This window comes from Kiloniella laminariae DSM 19542 (assembly GCF_000374005.1).
GTDB classification, from domain to species: domain Bacteria; phylum Pseudomonadota; class Alphaproteobacteria; order Kiloniellales; family Kiloniellaceae; genus Kiloniella; species Kiloniella laminariae.
Genome location: NZ_KB893166.1, coordinates 165,698 through 186,169 on the forward strand (window position 1 = coordinate 165,698; position 20,472 = coordinate 186,169).

Sequence of the window (20,472 nt, forward strand, 5' to 3'; positions counted from 1 at the left end):
CGCATGACCATTCGTATCGGTGCCAATCCTATTGGCTGGTCAAATGATGACATGACTGAACTGGGGGGGCATATCTCCCTGGAACAATGCCTGAGCGAAGCCCAAGCGGCCGGTTTTGTCGGCATGGAACTTGGTAACAAGTTCCCGCGTGAAGCCTCCGCCCTGAAACAGGTTCTCTCAGCCCATGGCCAGGTCCTGGTTTCCGGCTGGTATTCGTCTGAACTTCTGGTCCGTTCAGTCCCGGAAGAACTTGCCAACCTCCGCTCCCACCTCGACCTTCTCAAGGCCTGTGGTTCCAACGTACTGGTCTTTGCCGAAACTTCCAATGCGATCCACGGTGATATCGACAAACCTTTGTCACAGCGCCCTGTTATGGCAGATGAAGACTGGGCCGAGTTTGGCCGGAAGATTACCGAGGTTGCCGATGCCACACTGGCTGAAGGTGTCCGTCTGGTTTACCACCATCATATGGGGACCATTGTACAGTCTGCGAAAGACATTGATGCCTTCATGGCCTGTACTGGACCATCAGTTCATCTGCTGCTCGATGCCGGGCATGCGACCTGGGGTGGAGCAGATCCGGCAGACCTTGCCCGGCGCTATCGCAACCGGATCAGCCATGTCCACAGCAAGGATGTACGCAAGGACGTTATGGCAAAAGCTGCGGTCGAAGATCTCAGTTTCCTCAAGGCAGTTATCGCTGGTGTCTATACTGTCCCCGGCGATGGCATGATCGATTTTGTTTCTGTACTCAAAGAACTTCCGGGCTACAGTGGCTGGGTCATTGTCGAAGCGGAGCAGTACTCGGATAAAATCAGCGCCCTCGAGTTCGCAAAACTTGGCTATAGCAACCTCTCGCGTTATCTGAGAGAAGCTGGTCTCATCGAATCTCCGGCCTGAGATAAAGACAGGGAAATATTATGAGCAAGCTTCTGGTAAAACCTTCTGCTCCTGACGCAAGTGGTCGTGTCCTCAACATCACCCCTGAAAATGCAGGCTGGACCTACGTAGGCTTTGACCTGCACAAGCTGGAAAACAATCAGATTGTAACAGGTGAAACCGGCGAGCGTGAAGTTTGTCTGGTGTTCGTCTCAGGCAAGGGCCAGGTCAGAGTTGATGATCAGGATTTTGGCCTTGTCGGTGAACGCATGTCTCCTTTCGAAGGCAAGCCCTGGTCGGTCTATGTTCCTGCCGGGTCTTCCTGGCAGGTTAGCGGACAAACCGCTGTCGAGCTGGCTGTCTGTTCCGCTCCCGGTAACTCAGGCAAGGACAAACTCCCGGCAAGAATCATAAGCCCGGAACAAGCCGGAATGGAGAAACGCGGCGTTGGTACCAACGTGCGCCATGTCGCCAATATCCTGCCGGAAACCGACCCAGCCGAAAGCCTGCTGGTTGTCGAGGTCATCACTCCCGGGGGACATTGGTCCTCCTACCCGCCACACAAACACGACCGTGATGCACTCCCGGATGAATCCCTGCTGGAAGAAACCTACTACCACCGGATTAATCCCTCACAAGGGTTTGCTTTCCAGCGGGTCTACACCGATGACCGCTCCCTTGATGAAACCCTCGCTGTGGAAGACGGTAATGTCGTTTTGGTGCCCGAAGGCTATCACCCCTGCGGTGCCCCGCATGGCTACGATCTCTATTACCTGAATGTCATGGCAGGACCAAAACGGGTCTGGAAATTTCATAACGATCCCGCCCATGAATGGATGTTAAAATAACCACACCCTCCTGAACGAAACAGGCAAGCCATGGAAACTCAGCTTGCCTGTTTTTTTTATTCAGTTTCGGATAAAGTGCAGCTGGTCAAACGTTGCTCGCAACGCCGAAACTTCAGGCAACAGCGTTTCTGGCTTATCGCTCTTTAGGGCTTGAGCAACCAGAGCGGCAATCCCTTCCACATCCGCCTTACCGACACCCCAGCGCACCAGTTCCGGGGTCCCGATACGTAAACCGTTCATATCTCCCTCGACAGCAGGAACCGGCAGGCCGATGCCACAGGCTAGGAACCCAGCCTTGCGCAGTTTTTTCGATGCCGCTTGACCGCCGCCATATTTGGCAGCCTCAATGGCGAACTGATGTGATGTCGTAAAGCCCCTTTCCCTGGCAAAGACAGGAACCCCAGCTGCGGAGAGACAACCAGCAAAAGACTGGGCAACCTCGATCATTGTACGCGCATAGTCAGCCCCGTGATCACGCCAGTCCAGCAGGGTCAAAGCCAATGCCGCCGATTTCCCCGCATCAAAATTTGCCGTCATCCCGGGAAAGGCAATCGCATCCAGCCGCTCCGCGATCCCGGCATCGCTGGAAACGATCAGTCCACCCGCGGGTCCAGCCAAACTCTTGTAAGTGCTCATCGTCATAAGATGCGCGCCTTCAGCCAACGGATTTTTCCAGGCCTTTCCTGCAATGATGCCGCATTGGTGGGCCGCATCGAACAGAACCTTGGCCCCGACTTCGTCTGCTATTTCACGCACCTTGCTCACGGGATGGGCAAAAAGATTGAGACTGCCCCCGATTGTAATCAGTTTGGGTTTCACTTCATGGGCCAGCTTTCGCAAGGCATCAATATCGACGCTGTACCCATCCGGATCAACCGGTGCCGGGTGGCTCTTCAGCCCATATAGTCCGGCACAACCCGCCTGATGATGGGTCACATGCCCGCCAATCGATCCAGGAGGAGCGATAATGCTGTCTCCAGGCTGACAGGTCGCCATAAAACCATAGAGATTGGCCAGAGCACCAGAACCAACCCGAATTTCTGCATAGCGCGCCTGAAAGATCTCGGCACTGAGTTCCGCGGCAATCACCTCGATTTTCTCAAGGGCCTCAAGACCCATCTCATATTTATCGCCGGGATAGCCCAGCGACGGACGAGACGATAATCCCTGCGCCAGTACAGCCTCGGCTTTGGGGTTCATTACGTTGGTAGCAGGATTGAGATTGAAACACTCCTCCTCATGAATGACCCGGTTCTGCTCGACCAGTTCATCAATCCGGTTGGTCAGTGTATCTGAAGCAGAACGTGAGGTTTGCTCTGCCAGATCCTGAATATAGGTTTCGCAGAGCTTGGGCACCCAGGGACGTGAAGACAGTGAGGTCATGATAATCTCCCGATAAAGATTGTTTCCCCCAAAATATTGCAGGAGCCACTGGTACTGGCAAACCAGATTTGCTATTTATTAGGCCTAGAAAAACTATGGCTCCCTAAATGACCGTATCTCCTCCTCGCCCCAAGGGCCCTCCTCTAAATGCTTTGCGTGCTTTCGAAGCCGCAGCCAGACTAAACGGCTTTTCAGCAGCCGCGGAAGAACTTTGTGTCACCCCCGGCGCCATAGCTCAGCATATCAAATCACTGGAGGCCTGGGCTGGAGCAGACCTGTTTGTCCGCCAGTCTCAAGGCGTACGACTCACTTCGCTTGGGGCAGCTGTTATTGACGACTTTACAAATGCCTTTGACTGTCTGGGAGAAGCCATCCAGAACCTCAGACTGCGCGCGGCCCCGAAACATATCCGCATTGCTGCTTTGCCGTCGGTTGCCCAGCTCTGGCTTTCTCCCCGACTGCCCGCGATCAGGCAGGAAATCGCAGACATCACCGTCTCGATCACGGCGATGGAGACAGCACCCAATCTGCTTCGTGAACCATATGATCTCAGCATATTTTTTGAAGATCATCCCGTTACCCCAAAAGGGATCGAGATATGCCAGGACAGTATCTTTCCGGTTTGTACAGCTGAGTTGTCTCGAGAGTTAAAAAACCCAACCGACCTTATGAACCTCCCTCTAATCCACGACGCCAGCTGGTCTGAAGACTGGGGAAACTGGATCAAATCCAAATCTCCCGATCAGAGAATCAAAAGTGAAGGGCCAGTCTTTTCACTTTACAGTCTGGCTCTCGAAGAAACCCGCAATGGCGCAGGTGTCCTGATCGGACACGAACCTCTGGTTCGCCGCTTGTTGGATCTAGGCGAACTTGTCGCCCCCTTCCCGGATAAACTGCCCCTTAAACGTTCGCTCATGATCAGGATCGCCAAACCGGCAGAAAAGAACCTGGCTTTGAAAAGGGTGCTGGAAGTACTTCTCGCCTTAAACCGGGTCATTTCTCAGGCCTGAGGAAAAAGAAGACGGAAACTTGCACCCTGTCCCTGTTCCCGACCCACACACTCCACCTGCCCGCCATGCTGCTCCATGATCTCTTTTACGATGGGCAAGCCAAGGCCACAGCCTTCATCGTCCTGCCCCGGGGAACGATAGAAACGCTCAAAAACCCGGTTCCGCTCCCCTTCAGGAATACCCGCTCCATTATCCTCGACCACCAGCAGGACCGCTTTATCGAGCTTTTCCAGTCGGACAGTCACAGCTGTTCCCGGAGGGCAATAGCGCAAGGCATTATCAAGCAGGTTTTTCAAAGCCTCCATCACCAGATCTTGATTGCCTCTGATTTTACAGGCAGCTTCCAGACCTTCAAATCCCAAATCTATGTTCAGGCTTACGGCCTGGGGTACCAGACCTGTTGTCACCTCTTTACTCAGTTCGTTCAGATCAATTTCGCTGTCGAGAAAATTCTGTTTTCCCTGATGGGCTCGTGCCAGACTGAGCAGCTGGTTCACCAGCCGAGAAGTTTGTTTTGTGCTGCGGCTGAGATGCTCCAGCCGTTTACGCCGTTCATCCGGTTCCGTTTCGTCAATCGCCAGTTCCGCCTGGGTCTGGATCGCTGCCAGCGGCGTTCGCAGCTGATGTGCCGCATTCGAGGTAAAGCGCTGCATCGCATCAAGACTGGCCCCAAGCCGGTGCATCAGATCATTGATCGCTTCGATCAGATGTCTCACTTCACGAGGCACTTCATGCTCAATAGGTCTCAGGTCATGCGGTGTCCTGCGATTTAATGCTGCCTCAAGACGTTGCAAGGGTTTCAGTCCCCAACTGATACCTATCCAGAGCACAATCCCCGCAACCAGTATCATAATAATCTGTCGAATCAGAGCACCAGTCACCATTTCCCGGATCAGAAGATTACGGGCCTCAAGTGTTTCCGCAACCATAACCCTGTAACGGGCCGACAATCTTGGGCTGGAAAGATGCCGGGAAAGCACACCTACGCGGATTTTATCGCCGCGATAAAGCGCATCAAAAAAAACCGGTGCCTCTGAAGAGAGATCCGCATCCCCGGGCAAAGGAGGCAGGTCATTATACCCTGTGATAAAGGTATTACCCGGACCGCTGACCTGATAAAATACCCTGTCCTGCGCCGCAGAAGTCAACATTTCCAGTGCAACGTAAGGTACATCAACCTCCAGCTCATCACCAACAATCACAACCCTTTCGGCAATAGCGAGTGCCGAGCCTAACAAGACCCTGTCATAAGCTTTATTCGCAGCTTTATGCGCACTGGCGCGGACATCAAGCAACATCAGGGTACTGATCAGAGCCAGAGCCCCCAAAAGCCAAAGCAGAAGACGTCGCCGAAGGGATTTTCGCTGCCAGCTCATTATTTTTCCATCAGATAGCCCAGCCCCCGGACTGTTTTGATTTCCACGCCTGCCGGTGCAAGACGTTTTCGCAGGCGACTGATATAAAGCTCTATTGCATTCGGACTGATATCATCATCAAAATTGGCCAAGCCGTCGGCAATCTGTTCCTTGCTGATCACCTGTCCAACCCGACTGATCATCAGTTCCAGCAGACAGAATTCCCGCCGGGGAATATCCAGCGCCTCCCCCTTGAGTAAAACCCGGCGCGAAACACTGTCGAAAACCAGCTCCCCGACCTTGATTTCCGGTGATTTCATACCGCTATGCCGTCGAAGAAGGGCCCGCACCCTTGCTTCAAACTCGCTCAGTTCAAAGGGTTTGGTCAGATAATCATCAGCCCCGAGGTCAAGTCCTTTGACCCGATCCTGCAACTCATCTCTGGCAGTCAAAATCAGGACCTGCCCTCGCCCCCCGTCCAGCCTGTATCGCCTGAGGACTTCCAGCCCGTCATAGCCTGGCAAATTGAGATCCATCACGACGAGGTCAAATTCCTGGGTACGTAAAATATGATCCGCTTCGCAGCCGTCACCTACAACATCAACAGCCATCTCCATGCGCCGGAGCGCACTCGAAATACCATCCGCCAGGGCAGAGTTATCTTCAACAACCAGTATTCTCATGCACAGAGCTTAGCGCTGTCCCGGGCCATTTGGAAAGTCACCAGTTTTAAAAATCAAGCTCTTGGTAAATAAATCTGCTATGACAGGTAAACGACAGCTTTCCCGATCAAACTATTCTGTTAAGTCGTCATGAAGAAAACAGGATCGTTTTCGGTTACTTGCGGACATCCCTCACTACAGGAACAGATATGAAATACCTCGGGATTTTTTCTATACTCCTGATTATGGCTGCTTTCTCACACACCAAAGAGATCAGCGCCAAGGTATTTTCATTCCCCGCACCAAAACAAGGAGCCACGGATACAACCTCTCCCCCGGCCGAAGTTGTTATCTACAGTTCGACTGATGTTGATGTTTTTCAAGGGGTGATCGAAGACTTTCAGACAACCCTGCCCGGTATTTCGGTCATCTATCATGAACTCCAGTCACTGGAACTTTATGAACGCATACAGGACGAGAGCAGCAGCGGACAACAAACCGCGGACCTGGCCATATCTTCAGCAATGGACTTGCAAATGAAACTGGCCAACGACGGCTTTGCCCAGCCCGTCGAACTTTCTTCAGCCCAGAACATGCCCACCTGGTCCGTCTGGCGGAACGAGGCTTTTGGTGTCACCTTTGAGCCCTCGGTTATCATCTACAACAAGCAATATTTCAACCAGCACCCTCTGCCGAAAAACCGGACCGAGTTATTGAATTTTCTTGAGAAACGCCCTGCTGACATCTTTGGCCGTATCGCCACCTATGACATTGAGCGCAGTGGTCTGGGGTATCTTTTTTTGGCTGTAGACGCAGAAAAATATAGTGCAACCTGGGATCTGGTCAGAGCCATGGGGCTCAATGGAGTGAAGCTCTATAGCAGCAGTTCTGCAATTATCGAAAACGTCAGCAGCGGAAAATTTGTCCTCGGCTATAACGTTCTGGGCTCCTATGCTCTCTCGCGGATGGAAAGTTCACCAGAGCTCGGCATTCTCCTGCCAGAAGACTATACCGTGGTTTTCTCGCGCATTGCCCTTGTCCCCAAGACAGCCAGAGCTCCTGCACTCGGGGTGGTTTTTCTTGATTATCTCCTCTCTGAACATGGTCAGTCAGTGATGGTGGAAACTGCAAAACTCAACGCAATTCACCCGGATATTAACCTCCCTCTCGGGCAGATGAGCCTCAGTGATACCTCGCGCAACAATATGATTCCGATCAAGGTCGGCCCCGGATTACTGGTGTATCTCGACCAGGCCAAACGGGGGCGCATTATCAGAAAGTGGAACAGTACATTACGAGGGAATTAATTTCCCTCAAAAATAATAGCATTACCAAACAACATATTATCCCGATTCCCCCCCCCCAAATCACCCTTCATGAAAAAGAATTCTAACCACGACAGGAAGGTGACAGCTTCCAACTGTAATATAATCGTAATGGATTGCAGGCCGCGCTTAAAAAAACAATAAAGCGGTCCGGGAGGAATGCACATAGACCGGGAAGGGAACTCCCCGGTAACAACTGCCTCTACGGCTGGAATCATATTCCGGCGGTCTGACGTTCATCAAACAGAACAAACAGAACCGGAGGCCTTTTATGTTTGGCAAGAATTCAAAAATTTCACGACGCTTTATGCTTTCTGCTGCCGCAGCAGTTATCAGCCTTGGGGCCGCCCTGCCCGTTTCAACTCTTTCTGCAGCAGAGGTTGAACAGATCCACTTCATCATTCCTGGTGGTGCAGGTGGTGGCTGGGACGGAACAGCAAGAGGTATTGGAGAAGCTCTGACAAAGTCAGGTCTTCTGGGCACAGCATCCTATGAGAACCTGTCCGGTGGCGGTGGCGGGAAAGCCATTGCGCACCTGATCGAGACAGCAGAGCGTCAGGGTGATACCCTGATGGTCAACTCGACACCCATCGTTATCCGCTCCTTGACCAAGGTTTTTCCACAGTCTTTCCGTGATTTGACATCCGTTGCGGGTGTGATCGGTGATTATGCTGCTTTTGCCGTAGCTGCTGATTCGAAATACACTTCTTTTACCGAAGTTATCGCTGATTTCAAAGCCGACCCCAACTCTGTCAAAATTGGCGGCGGCTCTACCCGTGGCAGTATGGATCACCTCGTTGCGGCCCAGGCTTTCAAAGCGGCTGGTGGTGACCCAAATGCCGTAAAGTACATCGCCTATGATGCTGGCGGCAAGGCGATGGCTGGCCTGCTGTCTGGCGAAACCCAGATCCTCTCGACCGGTCTTTCCGAAGCCCTCGAACTGGAAAGAAGCGGCCAGATCCGTATCCTCGGGATGACCGGACAAAACCGGATCAGCGATGCTCCAGATGTACCAACGCTTACAGAACAGGGTATTGATGCTGTATTCGTTAACTGGCGTGGTTTCTTTGCTGCCCCCGGCACTTCTCCCGAAAAGGTAAAGATCTACACCGATATGCTCGAGAAAATGTACGAAACAGCTGACTGGGAAACTGTTCGTTCCCGCAATGGCTGGGTCGAGTTCTATCGTCCGGGCGAAGAGTTCACCACTTTCCTTGAAGAGCAGGAAGGTATTATCGGCGATCTCATGAAAGAGCTCGGCTTCCTTTAAGCCCTCACCGGTTTAAAAGTCGAACGGAAGGAATGGAGACATGACTCTCAGTAAAGAAAAGCTCGGTGCATTGTGCTTTTTTATCCTGGCAATTGCCTATGGCTTTGAAGCTCAGCAAATCCGGTTGTTGCCCGGTGATCAGTTTGAAGCCTTCACCGCCAGAACAATGCCCTATGCCCTGGCCTGGCTGACAGGTCTTGTCTCCTTTCTCGTCCTGGTCCTTCCTCAAAAAGGATCAGGCGAGACCTTTACCAGGGTTTTTCAAGGCCTGAACTGGCCACCCACGATCCTGATGATGGTATTGATGGTTCTCTATGGGCTGGCCCTCACCCCGCTGGGGTTCCTGCTGTCCACAGTCCTGTTCCTTATCGCCGGAATTTATACGCTCGGTGAAAGACGCTGGAAGATTATCCTGCTTACCGCTGTTCCTTCTGCCGTCGGCTTCTGGTTCATTCTCGTAAAACTCCTCAATGTCTATCTCGCTCCAGGTGAGATATTCCTTGCACTTAACTTAGGGGCATAATCATGCTGGACGGTATTCTACAAGGATTGAGCACAGCGGTTTCCCCCGTCAATCTTCTGATGGTTTTTGTGGGCTGCTTTGCCGGAACCTTTATTGGCATGCTCCCCGGATTGGGTCCGATTTCGGCGATTGCCCTGATGATCCCCATTACCTATGGCTTTGATCCTTCAACCGGCATGATCCTGATGGCCGGGGTTTATTATGGTGCCATCTTTGGCGGTTCGACCTCATCTATCCTGATCAATGCTCCCGGTGTTGCCGGAACGGTTGCCACTTCATTCGATGGCTATCCTCTCGCCAAACAGGGGCACGCGGGCAAAGCTTTGGCCATTGCTGCCTACAGCTCTTTCAGTGGTGGAACCATTGCCGCAATCTTTCTTCTTATTGCCGCCCCGGCCCTCGCCTCTGTTTCACTGAGTTTTCAATCAGCCGACTATTTCGCCCTGATGGTTCTTGGTCTTACCGCAGTCTCTGCCTTTGCCGGGAAAGGAAAGTTTCTTATTGCTGTCCTCATGACCCTGTTGGGTTTGATGCTCTCCACAATCGGTATTGATGAGACAGCAGGACTTCAGCGTTTTACCTTCGGTTCTCTGGATCTGATGGATGGAATCAGCTTCCTGTTGCTTGCCATGGCAACCTTTGCCCTGTCCGAAGCCCTTATGGTTATCCTCAAACCCGCAGCCCGCTCAAAAGAAGCAGAAGAAGCCACCCGGGGGAATCTCGGCAGCATGAAGGTGAGCAAGGAAGAGGTTAAGGAGATTGCCCCGGTGATAGCCCGAAGCTCCGTGCTCGGTTTCTTTATCGGCGTACTCCCTGGCGCAGGGGCCACAATTGCCTCCTTCCTCGCCTATGGCATGGAACGTAACTTTGCCAGTGCCAAGGAAAAACTCAAATTTGGGAAAGGCAGTCTACGCGGACTGGCAGCACCGGAGACAGCGAACAATGCAGCCTGTTCTGGTTCCTTTGTTCCTCTTCTGACGCTTGGAATACCCGGATCAGGAACCACTGCTGTCATGCTCGGTGCACTGATTTCCTATGGGGTTCAACCTGGTCCGCGCCTATTTGTCGAAAACCCTGCGGTTTTCTGGTCGGTGATTATTTCCATGTATATTGGCAACATCATCCTCTTGGTACTGAACCTGCCCCTGATCCCATACATTGCAAGACTTCTGGCCCTGCCCAAACAGTTGTTAACGCCGTTGATCCTGTTTTTCTCTCTCGTTGGTGTCTATCTTGTCTCCAACAATACCTTTGACATCCACATCATGGTTTTTGTTGCAGTTATCGCGATTTTCTTCCGCCTGATTGACTTCCCGCTTGCACCGATGCTCCTGGGATTCATCTTGGGCGGTATGATGGAAGAAAACCTGAGGCGTGCCCTGAACATCAACGATGGCAGCATTTCCTTTCTCTGGGAACGTCCAATTACAGCAGCTATTCTGGCAATCACCGTGATCATCCTGCTTGCTCCTCTAACCAAGAATATTATGGATATTCGCAAGCAACGCGCCCTTGCCGCAAATGACGGTGAAAGTTAAGAGATGAAAAAATATGGAGCAACGCTCCGCTTCTTCCTGACCCTGCTGGTCGGGCTGGCGGGGAGCCTGCTGTTCAAGTTTGCAGGTCTCCCCCTTCCCTGGTTACTCGGTGCCCTGTCAGCCAGTGCTCTGGCTTCTCTTGCCGGAGCACCTGTGGGAGTAACCAAACCAATCCGTCTCTATATTATGGTCATTCTGGGTGTTATGCTGGGCGGTGCTTTCTCGCCAGACGTTCTGGCCCATATCGGTGAATGGGTTCCAACCCTGATTGCCGCCGTGGTTTATCTGGGCCTAATTACCTTCGTGGCCCAGACCTATTGCCGCAAAGTTTTGGGAATGGACCGGATCACGGCCATTTTTTCAGGCTTTCCCGGAGGTCTTTCCGAGATGACCCTGCTGGGGGAAGAGGCCGGAGCCGATGTACAGGCTTTGACACTCACCCATGCCTGCCGTGTCGCAACTATCCTCCTCGCCATCCCTTTGTTTCTGACTTACTGGGCTGGTCTTGAGACAGTGGCTCCCCTGCAATCCGGTCCTTTTTGGAACCTGCAGGATATTGTGTTTTTGATCATCACAGCCATCGTCGGTCTGGGCTTGGGTAAAATCTTGGGTTTCCCTGCCCACCACCTGACAGGCCCCCTCTTAATCAGTGCAATCGTCCATACTGCTGGTCTGATTGATCACGAACCGTTTGACCTGGTCAAAATAATTCTGCAGTTGACCCTTGGCAGTGCTCTTGGGGCACGCTTTGCTGGTTACTCTTTCAGACAGATCGGACGGATCATGCTCCTGGCTGTCGGAATGGCTTTTGTTATGATGGCCGTTACGTTGCTGGTATCCGCTCTCTTGTCACAAATAACCGACGCCAGTTTTGAAGCCCTCATCCTGGCACTATCACCTGGTGGCTTTGCCGAGATGACACTTGCTGCTCTTTCAATGGGAATTGATCCGGCTTTTGTCACAACCCACCATGCTCTCAGGCTTCTGGTGATTGTCTTTATCGTCCCGATTTTTCTGGCGAGGCTGTTAAAGAAACAGACCTCACCAGAGAAACCCGAAGGAGAGCATTAGAGTTTTCTCCCGATCATACGCGACTGATATCAATCCCTTTGCCATAGCGCTTTTCGATCCTGGACTGAACAATCTCGAAAGTCACAGACAAGGCCCAGTAAATCAGCGCAGCCGAAATCAGCATCTCCATGTACTTGAACTCCGCCCGTCCATGGGTACGGGCCATATACATCAGCTCCCATGCCCCCAGAACTGACACCAGCGAACTGTCCTTGAGCATGGCAATAAACTGATTCCCGGTTGGCGGAATAATCAGCCTGATCGCCTGTGGCAAAACCACCAGACGCATCACCTGTCCGTCCTTAAGTCCAAGAGCCTTGGCCGCTTCACGTTGACCTGCCGGAATGGCCTGGATACCAGCTCTGAAAATTTCGGCCATGTAAGCCCCGTAACAAAGTGACAGAGCGATAATCGCAGCCGGGATCGGATTGATAATAACCCCTATCTGGGGCAGCCCAAGATAGATCAGCAGAATCTGCAGGAGCAGCGGCGTACCGCGGAAAAACGAAATATAAAAGGTCGAAATCCCCAGAGCCATACCGCTGCTGGACAAACGCGCCAGAGCCGCGAGTAAAGCGAGGATTGTCGAAGCGGCAATCGCAACAGCACAGATAAACACAGTCAAAGCTGCGCCCATCAGAAAATCGCTTTTCAGCCCCAGACCGAGCAGATGCGGCAAACGTTCCCAGATATACTCGTAAGACAGATCAAAGCTGTAAAAGAAGTACATAAACAAACCGAACAACTGTACCCAGGTCACAATCAACTGGGTACGGTGAGGGAATTTGTTTACGATGATGAAGTTGCCGACGACAGCGGCCGCAATGGCCACACGCAGCAGGCCGCCCATCATATCTGGCCCAAGGGCAATCTCGGTATCTTTAAACAGCCCTGCAAAATCAAAGCTCAGTAGAACCAGATAAGCCATCGCGAACAAAAACGACCGTCTTATCGACGGTCGTTCCAGTATTTCCATAAGGATATAATTCAAAGCCCGGTTCTCACTGTGTCAGGTCGCCGCCGTACCACTTCTCGGAAATTTTCGAAAGCGTGCCGTCCGCATGCAGGGAAGAAACCGCTTCTTTAATCTTGGCGTTAAGTTCAACATCACCCTTGTCTGTGGCGATAGCAAGTGGCTCCATGAACAGAGCTTCCGGACCGATAATCTTGATCGGATAGCCATTTTTCTGGGCTTCAAGAATTGTTGGCAACGCAGTAAAAGCCGCATCAAGACGCACGCCATCTCCCAAGCGCAGATCATCCAGCGCCAGAACGTCGGAATCATAAGTGCGAATGTCTGCATCATCAATGATATAGGAGAATTCCGGAACATCTTCGGCATCAATAACCAGGTCTTTTTTCAGATAGCTTTCATAGGTCGTTGAAACCCCGACGCCGATCTTTTTGCCTGAAGCATCGCTTGACTGAAGAATGGTCTCATTCTTCTCATGCACAACCAGAGCTGCCGGTGTAAAATAGTATACAACCGGAAAATCCAGGGCCTGAGCGCGCTCTTTGGTTGGTGTCATTGAGCCAACAGACATATCCCAGCGGCCAGCCCAGCGGCCAGCAGTAATGACATCCCATCCCGGTGTTACAAATTCAGCTTCTACGCCCATGCGCTCGGCAATTGCCCGGCCAACATCAACATCGAAACCAACCAGATTATTGTCTGCATCGATGGATGACTGCGGGGGATATTCCGCATCGGTGGCAATAACCAGTTTGTTATTACCCATCACCCGGTCCAGTGACTCTCCGGCAAAAGCAGAGGTCGCACCGAGTGCAACAGCACCAGCCAACAGCGCATATTTGAAAAGTTTCATTCCATTTCCTCCCTGTGGATTTCCGGGACAGACGGGTTTTCCCGCTCTTTCGTCCTCAGCCCTCTCGCATGTTATCGGCCAAAACTTTGTTGTTCAGCCTGACAAACGATAGCATAGCTGAACGCATGTTCAACTAATAATTTTTTGATGGTTTAATATTTGCTCATATTCAAAGATCAAAAGCTCCGGAAACCAGACCATCCACCCAGGCCTCACAGATACGCAACCCTTCTTCAGGGGCAAAGGTCGCCGGGTTCAAACACCACTCCAGCCATAAACCATCCAGCATCGCCGACAAGCCGATTGCTGCCAAACGATGATTAAAATCAGGAATACCGGGATGATTAACCAGATCACACAGCATCTGCTCCAACTGGGCGCGGAAACCGGCATAGGTACGATCATGCGATTGTCGGACCTTCTCGGATTTTTCCGACATATTCCAGAAAACCACCCAGACTCTCAGGATTTTCTGGTCCAGAATTTCCGACGAAAAATATCCTCTGAAAAAAGCACTCATCCGTTCGCGGGGCGTTCCGCCACTTTGTTCAACCAGTTGCACAACATAGTGAAGTAGGTCAGTGGCCAGCTTTTCATAAGCTGCAGCAACCAGATCATCCTTGCTAGGATAGTGATGATTGATCAAGCCAATCGATATTCCGGCCTCCGCACTGATATTCCTGACCGAGAGCCCTTCACTTCCCTTCTGTCCCAGGCAGCGCAAAGTCGCTTCTACCATCTCTTTTTTTCGTTCTTCAGGAATTTGACGGCGAAATTTGGGGGTATCAGTCATGCTGTCCAGAAAATTTAATCTCAATTGCCGCCAGTGTATTCATCATCCCCCGGAAAAAGAAAGACTTGATGACAAGGAATTTACAACTGCGGGGAAATTCTACTGTTGAACATTTGTTCAATTATGGTATTTTCATCTGCTCCCCAATGACCAATGTGTTTAAAAATGGTCCGGAACACACCGCCTTAAAGCCTAAGGATTGTTATAAAGGATTTTAGATATGCGTCTTTCCCCCCTGACTGACCGGGTTACAGGTTCAGGAGCCTCTGCCTGGGACCTCCATAGCAAGGCTCTGCGCGAACAGGCCGCTGGAAAAGATGTCATCATCATGAGTGTTGGAGACCCGGACTTTGCAACACCGGACCAGATTTCTGACGCAGCCTGCAATGCCCTCAAATCCGGCGACACCCATTACAGTGAAATCGTTGGTCGCGCGCCATTACGGGAAATCATTGCCCGTAAGCATCAACAACAATCAGGACAGTCTGTCACTGCTGACAATGTGATTGTTCTCGCTGGTGCTCAATGTGGTCTTTTCACTGCTTCTCTCTGCCTTGCAACAACAGGTGACGAAGTCATCGCTCTGGAACCGATGTACATCACCTATGAAGCCAGCATCAGGGTCACAGGAGCAACGCTTGTTCCCGTTGGCCAAAAAGCCGAGCAGGGATTCCGGCCAGATATTCCAGCCATAGAAGCCGCAATCACCCCAAAAACCAAAGCCATTTTCTTGACAACCCCCAATAATCCCACCGGGGTTGTCCTCAAGCGACATGAGCTTGAAGCCATTGCAGACCTTGCCAAGAAACATGATCTCTGGGTGATTTCTGATGAGGTTTATGCAGATCTTATTTTTTCGGGCCAACACCTCTCGATTGCCTCCTTGCCCGGTATGGCAGAGCGCACAGTCACCATCAGCAGCCTGTCAAAGTCTCATGCCATGACTGGCTGGCGGGTTGGCTGGGCCATCGGCCCGCTTGAGCTTATCCTGGCAATGGAAAAGGTGGCCCTTTGCATGCTCTATGGTCTGCCCGGCTTTTCCCAGCAGGCTGCCTTTGTTGCTCTGACAGATATGGCAGATGAACCTGCCCGTATGAAAGCCATTTACCAGCGCCGCCGTGACCTTGCGCTGGAATGTCTCAAAGCTGCCCCTGGCCTTGTCAGCCACTGCCCTGAAGCAGGCATGTTCCTGCTGGTTGATATCAGATCGACAGGGATGGAGAGTAACGACTTTGCCCAACGGCTTTATAAAGAACAGAATGTCTGTGTTCTCGACGCTTCACCTTTTGGTTCCAGTGCTGCGGGACATATAAGACTGTCCTTTACCCTCGGAGAGGAACAGATCGCCGAAGGCTGCCGTCGTATTGCCGACTTTGCTAATGCACAGCAGGCTGCAGCCTGACCATGCCGGAGAAACGCTAAATGACCACTCTTGGTGAATACCTGATTAAATTGCTGGAAACCTATGATGTTGAACGTGTTTTTGGCATCCCCGGCGTTCATACTGTTGAACTTTATCGCGGCCTGGCAAATTCCCGCATTCGCCATCACACTCCCCGTCACGAACAGGGCGCAGGCTTTATGGCCGATGGTTATGCCCGGATGAGCGGCAAGCCCGGTGTATGTTTCACCATTACAGGCCCAGGTTTGACCAACATCGCCACGGCAATGGGACAGGCCTATGCTGATTCCATCCCCCTGCTGGTTATTTCCGGTGTTAACAGGCTCAAGGATCTGGGGCACGGCAACGGCAACCTCCACGAACTCCCGAACCAGTCTGCCTTTGCAAGTCAGGTTTCTGCCTTCAGTTACAGTATCACAACGCCTTCGGACCTGCCCCAGGCTATGGCGCGAGCCTTTGCCTTGTTTGAGGGAGAACGTCCTCGTCCGGTACATATCGAAATACCGGTTGATCTGATGTCTGCTGCTGCAGACGACCTTCCCCTGCCATCTCGCCCTGCAGGCTTCAGGCGTCCTCGTCCTTCAGCAACCGGAATCGAACAGGCGGCAAGGCTCTGCGCCGCGGCCAAAGCTCCCCTTCTGATTGTTGGCGGTGGCGTCAAAGGCGATGTTTCGGTGGTACAGGAACTTGCGCAAACTTTAGACAGCCCGGTGATCATGACCATCAATGCCCGGGGTATCCTGTCGGGAGATCATCCTCTCGCCGTACCAGCAAGTCCCTCTTTGAAAGCCGTCCGGGAGCTGATAAAAAACGCAGATCTGGTTGTTGTTCTGGGCAGCGAAGTTGGCCCCACAGATTTCGATATGTACGTTGACGGAAATTTCTCGATCCCCGGTACTCTTGTCCGGGTTGATATTGATCCTGTCCAGCTCCAACGAAATGTCACCCCTGATCTGGCCCTGACCGGCGATGCAGTTCACGCAACAACCGATATACTTGCCTGTCTTGATAAAAGTGCGATAGCCCGCAAAGAATACTCCGGAGCAAGCAGAGCAGCAAAAGCTCGTGCAGAAGTAGCTACAGAATTATCCCCTGAGATGAATCGGCAAATCGGTTTCCTGCACCAGATTACCGCCGCCCTGCCCGGTGCCGTGATTGTCGGGGATTCTACTCAAGCGGTCTATGCCGGTAACCTCTGTTTCTCCCCCGACCAGACACAGGGCTGGTTCAACTCTGCCACCGGGTTCGGTACGCTGGGTTATGCTCTGCCTGCTTCAATCGGGGCAAAACTGGCCTGTCCGGAACGACCGGTCGTGTGCCTGACCGGGGATGGCGGTTTGCAGTTTACGCTAGCAGAATTGGGCTCTGCCATAGATGCAAATACCTCCGTAATCATTCTGGTATGGAATAACGATGGCTACCAGGAAATCAAGAGTTACATGGAAGACAATGCCATCGTGCCCGAAGGGGTCGATCTGACGACACCTGATTTTCCTGCCATCGCCAGAGCCTATGGCCTGCAGGCAGAACATCTCAGCTCAGCAGAGGATTTTCCAACAACCCTCAAACGTCTTGCCGCTTCAGGGAAACCAGCATTGATCCAGATTGAAGAAAGACTCTTCTGCTCGTAATCATAAAACAGCCAGCATCCAGAAACAGAAAAGGCCCCGAATTATCAGGGCCTTTTCCTTTTAACAGTATCGACAGATCAGCTTTTTAGCCTATTCAACCGTCATAATACGGCCGCCAACACTTGCCTTAACCGGGCTGTTAGCTGTGATATAATCGGCCAGCGCATCTTCCAGATTTGGCCCAAAATCGTACGCGTCTATCGCTTTTTCAGCCAGTACATCGTATCCGTCACCACCGTTACGAACATAGTTGTTTGTAACCATGCTGTAGACTTTACCCGGATCAAGCGGAACAAAGCCATCGGCATCGTTGCCAACTTCAACAGAAACAACTCGGGCACCAGCTTCTGCTTTTGGATCCCAAGTATAGCGGGCACCTGCAAGCTGCGGGAAGCGCCCCGCACCCTCATCGACTTTTGACAGTCCGTTTTCCAGCGCCGTGATAAAATCCTCACCGGTAAGCTTGAAAGTCGCAATGGTGTTCTGGAACGGCAGGACGCTAAGAACTTCACCCATCGTTACCGGGCCTTCATCGATCGAGGCACGAACACCGCCCCCATTTTGCAGAGCAATCTCGACTGTTGCATCTTTTTCTCTAACCCGGGCAAGCATGGCATCGGCAACAAGGTTTGCCATCTCGCATTCGCCGGAACGGCAGGAGTTCCGATCTCCGTCAATGACCTTGGAAGCAACCCCCACTTCACGTTTCTGAATTTCAGCCAGCGGCTCGTTCAACTCGGCAATCCGTGCTTTCATGACAGCATCTTCCGGGAAAGAGCTGTCCAGCAACACAGAATCACCAGACCAGCCGGTCACGTTGCCTGCATCATCGAATGTCAGCTCCAGTTCCCCCATAAATTTAGAATAGGCATAGGCTTGAACAATCGGAACCGCTTTTCCATCAGGCGCATTTACAACAACCGGATAGGGACCTTCTGCTTTTTCATCGGAATTTGATAACAAGGTGTGGCTGTGGCCACCCACAATGACATCAACACCGGTCAGCTGGCTGGCAACAACCTTGTCCCTTGGTACGCCCAGATGACTCAGCAGGATAATCTTGTTCACCCCCTGGGCTTCCATCTGATCAACAATCGGCTGGACGGCTCTTGCCGTATCAAAGAAGCTGATTTCACTTCCCGGGCTGGAGGTCTCGTCGGTATCTTCAGCAAGGGCGCCGATAATGCCGATTTTCTCCCCGGCACGATCAAGAACGATCGAGGTCGGGAACTTGCCGCGGAGTTCTGATTTCTGTGAAGCAATCGTGTTTGCACTAATCACAGGAAACTTGGCCTTATTCAGGAATTCCAGAAAAGTTCCCGGGCCATCATCAAACTCGTGGTTCCCGATGGTCATGGCATCAAAACCGGTCATGTTCATCAGCTCGACTGCCGCCTGACCTTTATATTTGGTATAGAACAGTGATCCCTGAAACTGATCCCCGGCATCAAGAACCAGGACATTTTTACCCGCTGCCTTGAGGGCAGAACGGCGATCATTAATCGTTTGGGCAACACGCGCGAAACCGCCAAAGCATTTACCTTCGGTCAGATCTTCTGCACCACAGGTTGAATCATACTTGTTGACTGGCAGAATACGGGAATGCAAATCGTTGATGTGGAGAATGCTTAAAGAGTAATCAGCCTGTGCTGAAACAGCAAAAAGACAAAGACCGGCAGCAAGGCTGGCAACACCGGCAAGATGCTTTTTCATGAGAGACTCCCAAAGAAAGTTATTCTTGTTTTAAGAGAGAAAGACTAGGCACCTTTGCCGCTTACGTCCATCCCCTGATCTAAAATCATTCGAGAAAATCTGCCCTCTGAAACCGGATACAAACCGCAGAGAGGTACAACGTATCCGGGGCAGACCAGTTTTAAAAAGCCTGCCCCGAAACAAGGGATCGATACAACAGATATGACAGATCTTATTTGATCATATCGACAACAGCATGGCTCCAGGCACCTTCCGGTTGTTTCGTGATCACAGGATCAGACCCCCCACCCAGCAGGGTAGCAACTGTCCGTTCGTAATCTGCAGGATCAAGTTTGCCGTCAGAACCAGCTGTCAGCTTGTTGATTTCACCCATCATGCGAACCTGGTGTTTTTCTGTCTGGGCACCTGTGCCGTCATTTTCGAGAACGATCATCGCCGCTTCTTCTGGATGTTCACGCGCCCACTCCCAGCCTTTCATGCTGGCAGAAACAAAGCGTGCCATTTTGTCAACAAAGGCCGGATCTTTCAGATTATCCTCAAGCACGTACAGCCCGTCTTCCAACGTAGCAACACCCTGCTCCTCATATTTGAAGACAACGAGTTCATCTTCCGGAACTCCTGCATCGATGACCTGCCAGTATTCGTTATAAGTCATCGTAGAAACACAATCAGCCTGCTTCTGCAGAAGCGGATCAACATTGAAACCCTGCTTGAGAACGGAAACACCATCTGCACCGCCATTGGTTGGAATATCAAGTTTCGACATCCAGCTCAGGAACGGATACTCGTTCCCGAAGAACCAAACCCCCAGTGTCTTGCCTTTGAAATCATCCGGACCAGTAATACCGGTTTCCTTGCGGCAGGTGAGCATCATGCCGGATGTTTTGAATGGCTGGGCAATATTGACCAGAGGAACACCTTTTTCACGGGATGCCAAAGCAGAAGGCATCCAGTCAACGATCACATCGGCACCACCACCGGCGATCACCTGTGGAGGGGCAATATCAGGCCCGCCTGGCTTGATGTTCACATCCAGATCTGCGGCCTCATAGAAACCTTTATCAGCCGCCACATAATAGCCGGCAAATTGAGCCTGTGTAACCCACTTGAGCTGCAGGTTTACTGTATCAGCCGCCAATGCGGATCCTCCGGCAACCCCAACCGCCAAAGCAACCGCACCTAGTAACAGTTTTTTCATTATACTCTCCCTGTTGTTGGTTCCAGCCATTCCATGGAATGAACC

18 protein-coding genes are annotated in these 20,472 nt (G+C 51.8%); 10 read left to right on the plus strand and 8 right to left on the minus strand.

Features of this window, described 5'->3' with window-relative positions:
* Positions 1–3: 3 nt before the first annotated feature.
* Both iolE and iolB read left to right on the plus strand, forming a co-directional pair.
* Positions 4–900, plus strand: a complete 897-nt coding sequence (gene iolE / locus B152_RS0115795; protein WP_020593401.1) for a myo-inosose-2 dehydratase — start codon at positions 4–6, stop codon at positions 898–900.
* Between the two features lie 20 nt (positions 901–920).
* Positions 921–1,727 (plus strand): 5-deoxy-glucuronate isomerase, encoded by an 807-nt coding sequence (gene iolB, locus B152_RS0115800; protein WP_020593402.1) that lies wholly within the window; start codon positions 921–923, stop codon positions 1,725–1,727.
* A gap of 60 nt (positions 1,728–1,787) precedes the next feature.
* Here the strand turns inward: iolB and B152_RS0115805 are convergent, their stop codons facing one another.
* Complete coding sequence (locus B152_RS0115805) at positions 1,788–3,110, minus strand: serine hydroxymethyltransferase (protein WP_020593403.1); 1,323 nt, start codon at positions 3,108–3,110, stop codon at positions 1,788–1,790.
* A 107-nt stretch (positions 3,111–3,217) separates the two neighbouring features.
* On the opposite strand from B152_RS0115805, the gene B152_RS0115810 reads away from it, so the two are divergent.
* Positions 3,218–4,120, plus strand: coding sequence for a LysR family transcriptional regulator (locus B152_RS0115810; RefSeq protein ID WP_026261622.1), 903 nt, complete (start codon positions 3,218–3,220; stop codon positions 4,118–4,120).
* Here the strand turns inward: B152_RS0115810 and B152_RS24075 are convergent.
* Together B152_RS24075 and B152_RS0115820 are read right to left on the minus strand one after the other, a co-directional pair.
* Positions 4,111–5,496: a sensor histidine kinase gene (locus B152_RS24075; RefSeq protein WP_020593405.1), complete on the minus strand. Its 1,386-nt coding sequence runs from the start codon at positions 5,494–5,496 to the stop codon at positions 4,111–4,113. The genes B152_RS0115810 and B152_RS24075 overlap by 10 nt on opposite strands.
* Positions 5,496–6,158 carry a response regulator gene (locus B152_RS0115820; protein ID WP_020593406.1) on the minus strand — a complete coding sequence of 221 codons (663 nt, stop codon included), beginning with the start codon at positions 6,156–6,158 and terminating at the stop codon, positions 5,496–5,498. Before B152_RS0115820 ends, B152_RS24075 begins: the two co-directional genes overlap by 1 nt.
* A gap of 188 nt (positions 6,159–6,346) precedes the next feature.
* Here B152_RS0115820 and B152_RS0115825 point away from each other — a divergent pair, with 188 nt between their 5' ends.
* From B152_RS0115825 to B152_RS24080, 5 genes are all read left to right on the plus strand, one after another.
* Complete coding sequence (locus B152_RS0115825) at positions 6,347–7,444, plus strand: ABC transporter substrate-binding protein (protein WP_020593407.1); 1,098 nt, start codon at positions 6,347–6,349, stop codon at positions 7,442–7,444.
* A 289-nt stretch (positions 7,445–7,733) separates the two neighbouring features.
* The gene (locus B152_RS0115835; RefSeq protein WP_020593409.1) at positions 7,734–8,732 is read left to right on the plus strand and encodes a tripartite tricarboxylate transporter substrate binding protein; all 999 of its coding nucleotides are present in this window, start codon (positions 7,734–7,736) and stop codon (positions 8,730–8,732) included.
* 40 nt (positions 8,733–8,772) lie between these two features.
* A complete protein-coding gene (locus tag B152_RS0115840) occupies positions 8,773–9,255 on the plus strand; it encodes a tripartite tricarboxylate transporter TctB family protein (protein ID WP_020593410.1) in 483 nt (160 codons plus the stop codon).
* A 2-nt stretch (positions 9,256–9,257) separates the two neighbouring features.
* Positions 9,258–10,793, plus strand: a complete 1,536-nt coding sequence (locus tag B152_RS0115845; protein ID WP_020593411.1) for a tripartite tricarboxylate transporter permease — start codon at positions 9,258–9,260, stop codon at positions 10,791–10,793.
* A 3-nt stretch (positions 10,794–10,796) separates the two neighbouring features.
* A complete protein-coding gene (locus B152_RS24080; protein ID WP_020593412.1) occupies positions 10,797–11,864 on the plus strand; it encodes an AbrB family transcriptional regulator in 1,068 nt (355 codons plus the stop codon).
* Between the two features lie 13 nt (positions 11,865–11,877).
* On the opposite strand, the gene B152_RS0115855 is transcribed toward B152_RS24080, so the two are convergent.
* From B152_RS0115855 to B152_RS0115865, 3 genes are all read right to left on the minus strand, one after another.
* Complete coding sequence (locus B152_RS0115855) at positions 11,878–12,792, minus strand: amino acid ABC transporter permease (RefSeq protein WP_020593413.1); 915 nt, start codon at positions 12,790–12,792, stop codon at positions 11,878–11,880.
* Between the two features lie 73 nt (positions 12,793–12,865).
* Positions 12,866–13,690: a transporter substrate-binding domain-containing protein gene (locus B152_RS0115860; protein ID WP_020593414.1), complete on the minus strand. Its 825-nt coding sequence runs from the start codon at positions 13,688–13,690 to the stop codon at positions 12,866–12,868.
* A gap of 169 nt (positions 13,691–13,859) precedes the next feature.
* Positions 13,860–14,483 (minus strand): TetR/AcrR family transcriptional regulator, encoded by a 624-nt coding sequence (locus B152_RS0115865; RefSeq protein ID WP_020593415.1) that lies wholly within the window; start codon positions 14,481–14,483, stop codon positions 13,860–13,862.
* 220 nt (positions 14,484–14,703) lie between these two features.
* Here B152_RS0115865 and B152_RS0115875 point away from each other — a divergent pair, with 220 nt between their 5' ends.
* Entirely contained in the window at positions 14,704–15,885 is a 1,182-nt protein-coding gene (locus B152_RS0115875; protein ID WP_020593417.1) for a pyridoxal phosphate-dependent aminotransferase, read from the plus strand.
* Between the two features lie 20 nt (positions 15,886–15,905).
* Positions 15,906–17,516: a 5-guanidino-2-oxopentanoate decarboxylase gene (locus B152_RS0115880; RefSeq protein ID WP_020593418.1), complete on the plus strand. Its 1,611-nt coding sequence runs from the start codon at positions 15,906–15,908 to the stop codon at positions 17,514–17,516.
* A 90-nt stretch (positions 17,517–17,606) separates the two neighbouring features.
* On the opposite strand, the gene B152_RS0115885 is transcribed toward B152_RS0115880, so the two are convergent.
* A complete protein-coding gene (locus tag B152_RS0115885) occupies positions 17,607–19,229 on the minus strand; it encodes a bifunctional metallophosphatase/5'-nucleotidase (RefSeq protein ID WP_020593419.1) in 1,623 nt (540 codons plus the stop codon).
* A gap of 211 nt (positions 19,230–19,440) precedes the next feature.
* Positions 19,441–20,427, minus strand: coding sequence for an ABC transporter substrate-binding protein (locus B152_RS0115890; RefSeq protein WP_020593420.1), 987 nt, complete (start codon positions 20,425–20,427; stop codon positions 19,441–19,443).
* Positions 20,428–20,472: the final 45 nt, after the last annotated feature.

Bases quoted from the DNA above. Each gene is read 5' to 3' on its own strand.
- iolE (WP_020593401.1), top strand. From the start codon at position 4: ATGACCATTCGTATCGGTGCCAATCCTATTGGCTGGTCAAATGATGAC.
- iolB (WP_020593402.1), top strand. From the start codon at position 921: ATGAGCAAGCTTCTGGTAAAACCTTCTGCTCCTGACGCAAGTGGTCGT.
- B152_RS0115805 (WP_020593403.1), bottom strand. From the start codon at position 3,110: ATGACCTCACTGTCTTCACGTCCCTGGGTGCCCAAGCTCTGCGAAACC.
- B152_RS0115810 (WP_026261622.1), top strand. From the start codon at position 3,218: ATGACCGTATCTCCTCCTCGCCCCAAGGGCCCTCCTCTAAATGCTTTG.
- B152_RS24075 (WP_020593405.1), bottom strand. From the start codon at position 5,496: ATGAGCTGGCAGCGAAAATCCCTTCGGCGACGTCTTCTGCTTTGGCTT.
- B152_RS0115820 (WP_020593406.1), bottom strand. From the start codon at position 6,158: ATGAGAATACTGGTTGTTGAAGATAACTCTGCCCTGGCGGATGGTATT.
- B152_RS0115825 (WP_020593407.1), top strand. From the start codon at position 6,347: ATGAAATACCTCGGGATTTTTTCTATACTCCTGATTATGGCTGCTTTC.
- B152_RS0115835 (WP_020593409.1), top strand. From the start codon at position 7,734: ATGTTTGGCAAGAATTCAAAAATTTCACGACGCTTTATGCTTTCTGCT.
- B152_RS0115840 (WP_020593410.1), top strand. From the start codon at position 8,773: ATGACTCTCAGTAAAGAAAAGCTCGGTGCATTGTGCTTTTTTATCCTG.
- B152_RS0115845 (WP_020593411.1), top strand. From the start codon at position 9,258: ATGCTGGACGGTATTCTACAAGGATTGAGCACAGCGGTTTCCCCCGTC.
- B152_RS24080 (WP_020593412.1), top strand. From the start codon at position 10,797: ATGAAAAAATATGGAGCAACGCTCCGCTTCTTCCTGACCCTGCTGGTC.
- B152_RS0115855 (WP_020593413.1), bottom strand. From the start codon at position 12,792: ATGGCTTATCTGGTTCTACTGAGCTTTGATTTTGCAGGGCTGTTTAAA.
- B152_RS0115860 (WP_020593414.1), bottom strand. From the start codon at position 13,690: ATGAAACTTTTCAAATATGCGCTGTTGGCTGGTGCTGTTGCACTCGGT.
- B152_RS0115865 (WP_020593415.1), bottom strand. From the start codon at position 14,483: ATGACTGATACCCCCAAATTTCGCCGTCAAATTCCTGAAGAACGAAAA.
- B152_RS0115875 (WP_020593417.1), top strand. From the start codon at position 14,704: ATGCGTCTTTCCCCCCTGACTGACCGGGTTACAGGTTCAGGAGCCTCT.
- B152_RS0115880 (WP_020593418.1), top strand. From the start codon at position 15,906: ATGACCACTCTTGGTGAATACCTGATTAAATTGCTGGAAACCTATGAT.
- B152_RS0115885 (WP_020593419.1), bottom strand. From the start codon at position 19,229: ATGAAAAAGCATCTTGCCGGTGTTGCCAGCCTTGCTGCCGGTCTTTGT.
- B152_RS0115890 (WP_020593420.1), bottom strand. From the start codon at position 20,427: ATGAAAAAACTGTTACTAGGTGCGGTTGCTTTGGCGGTTGGGGTTGCC.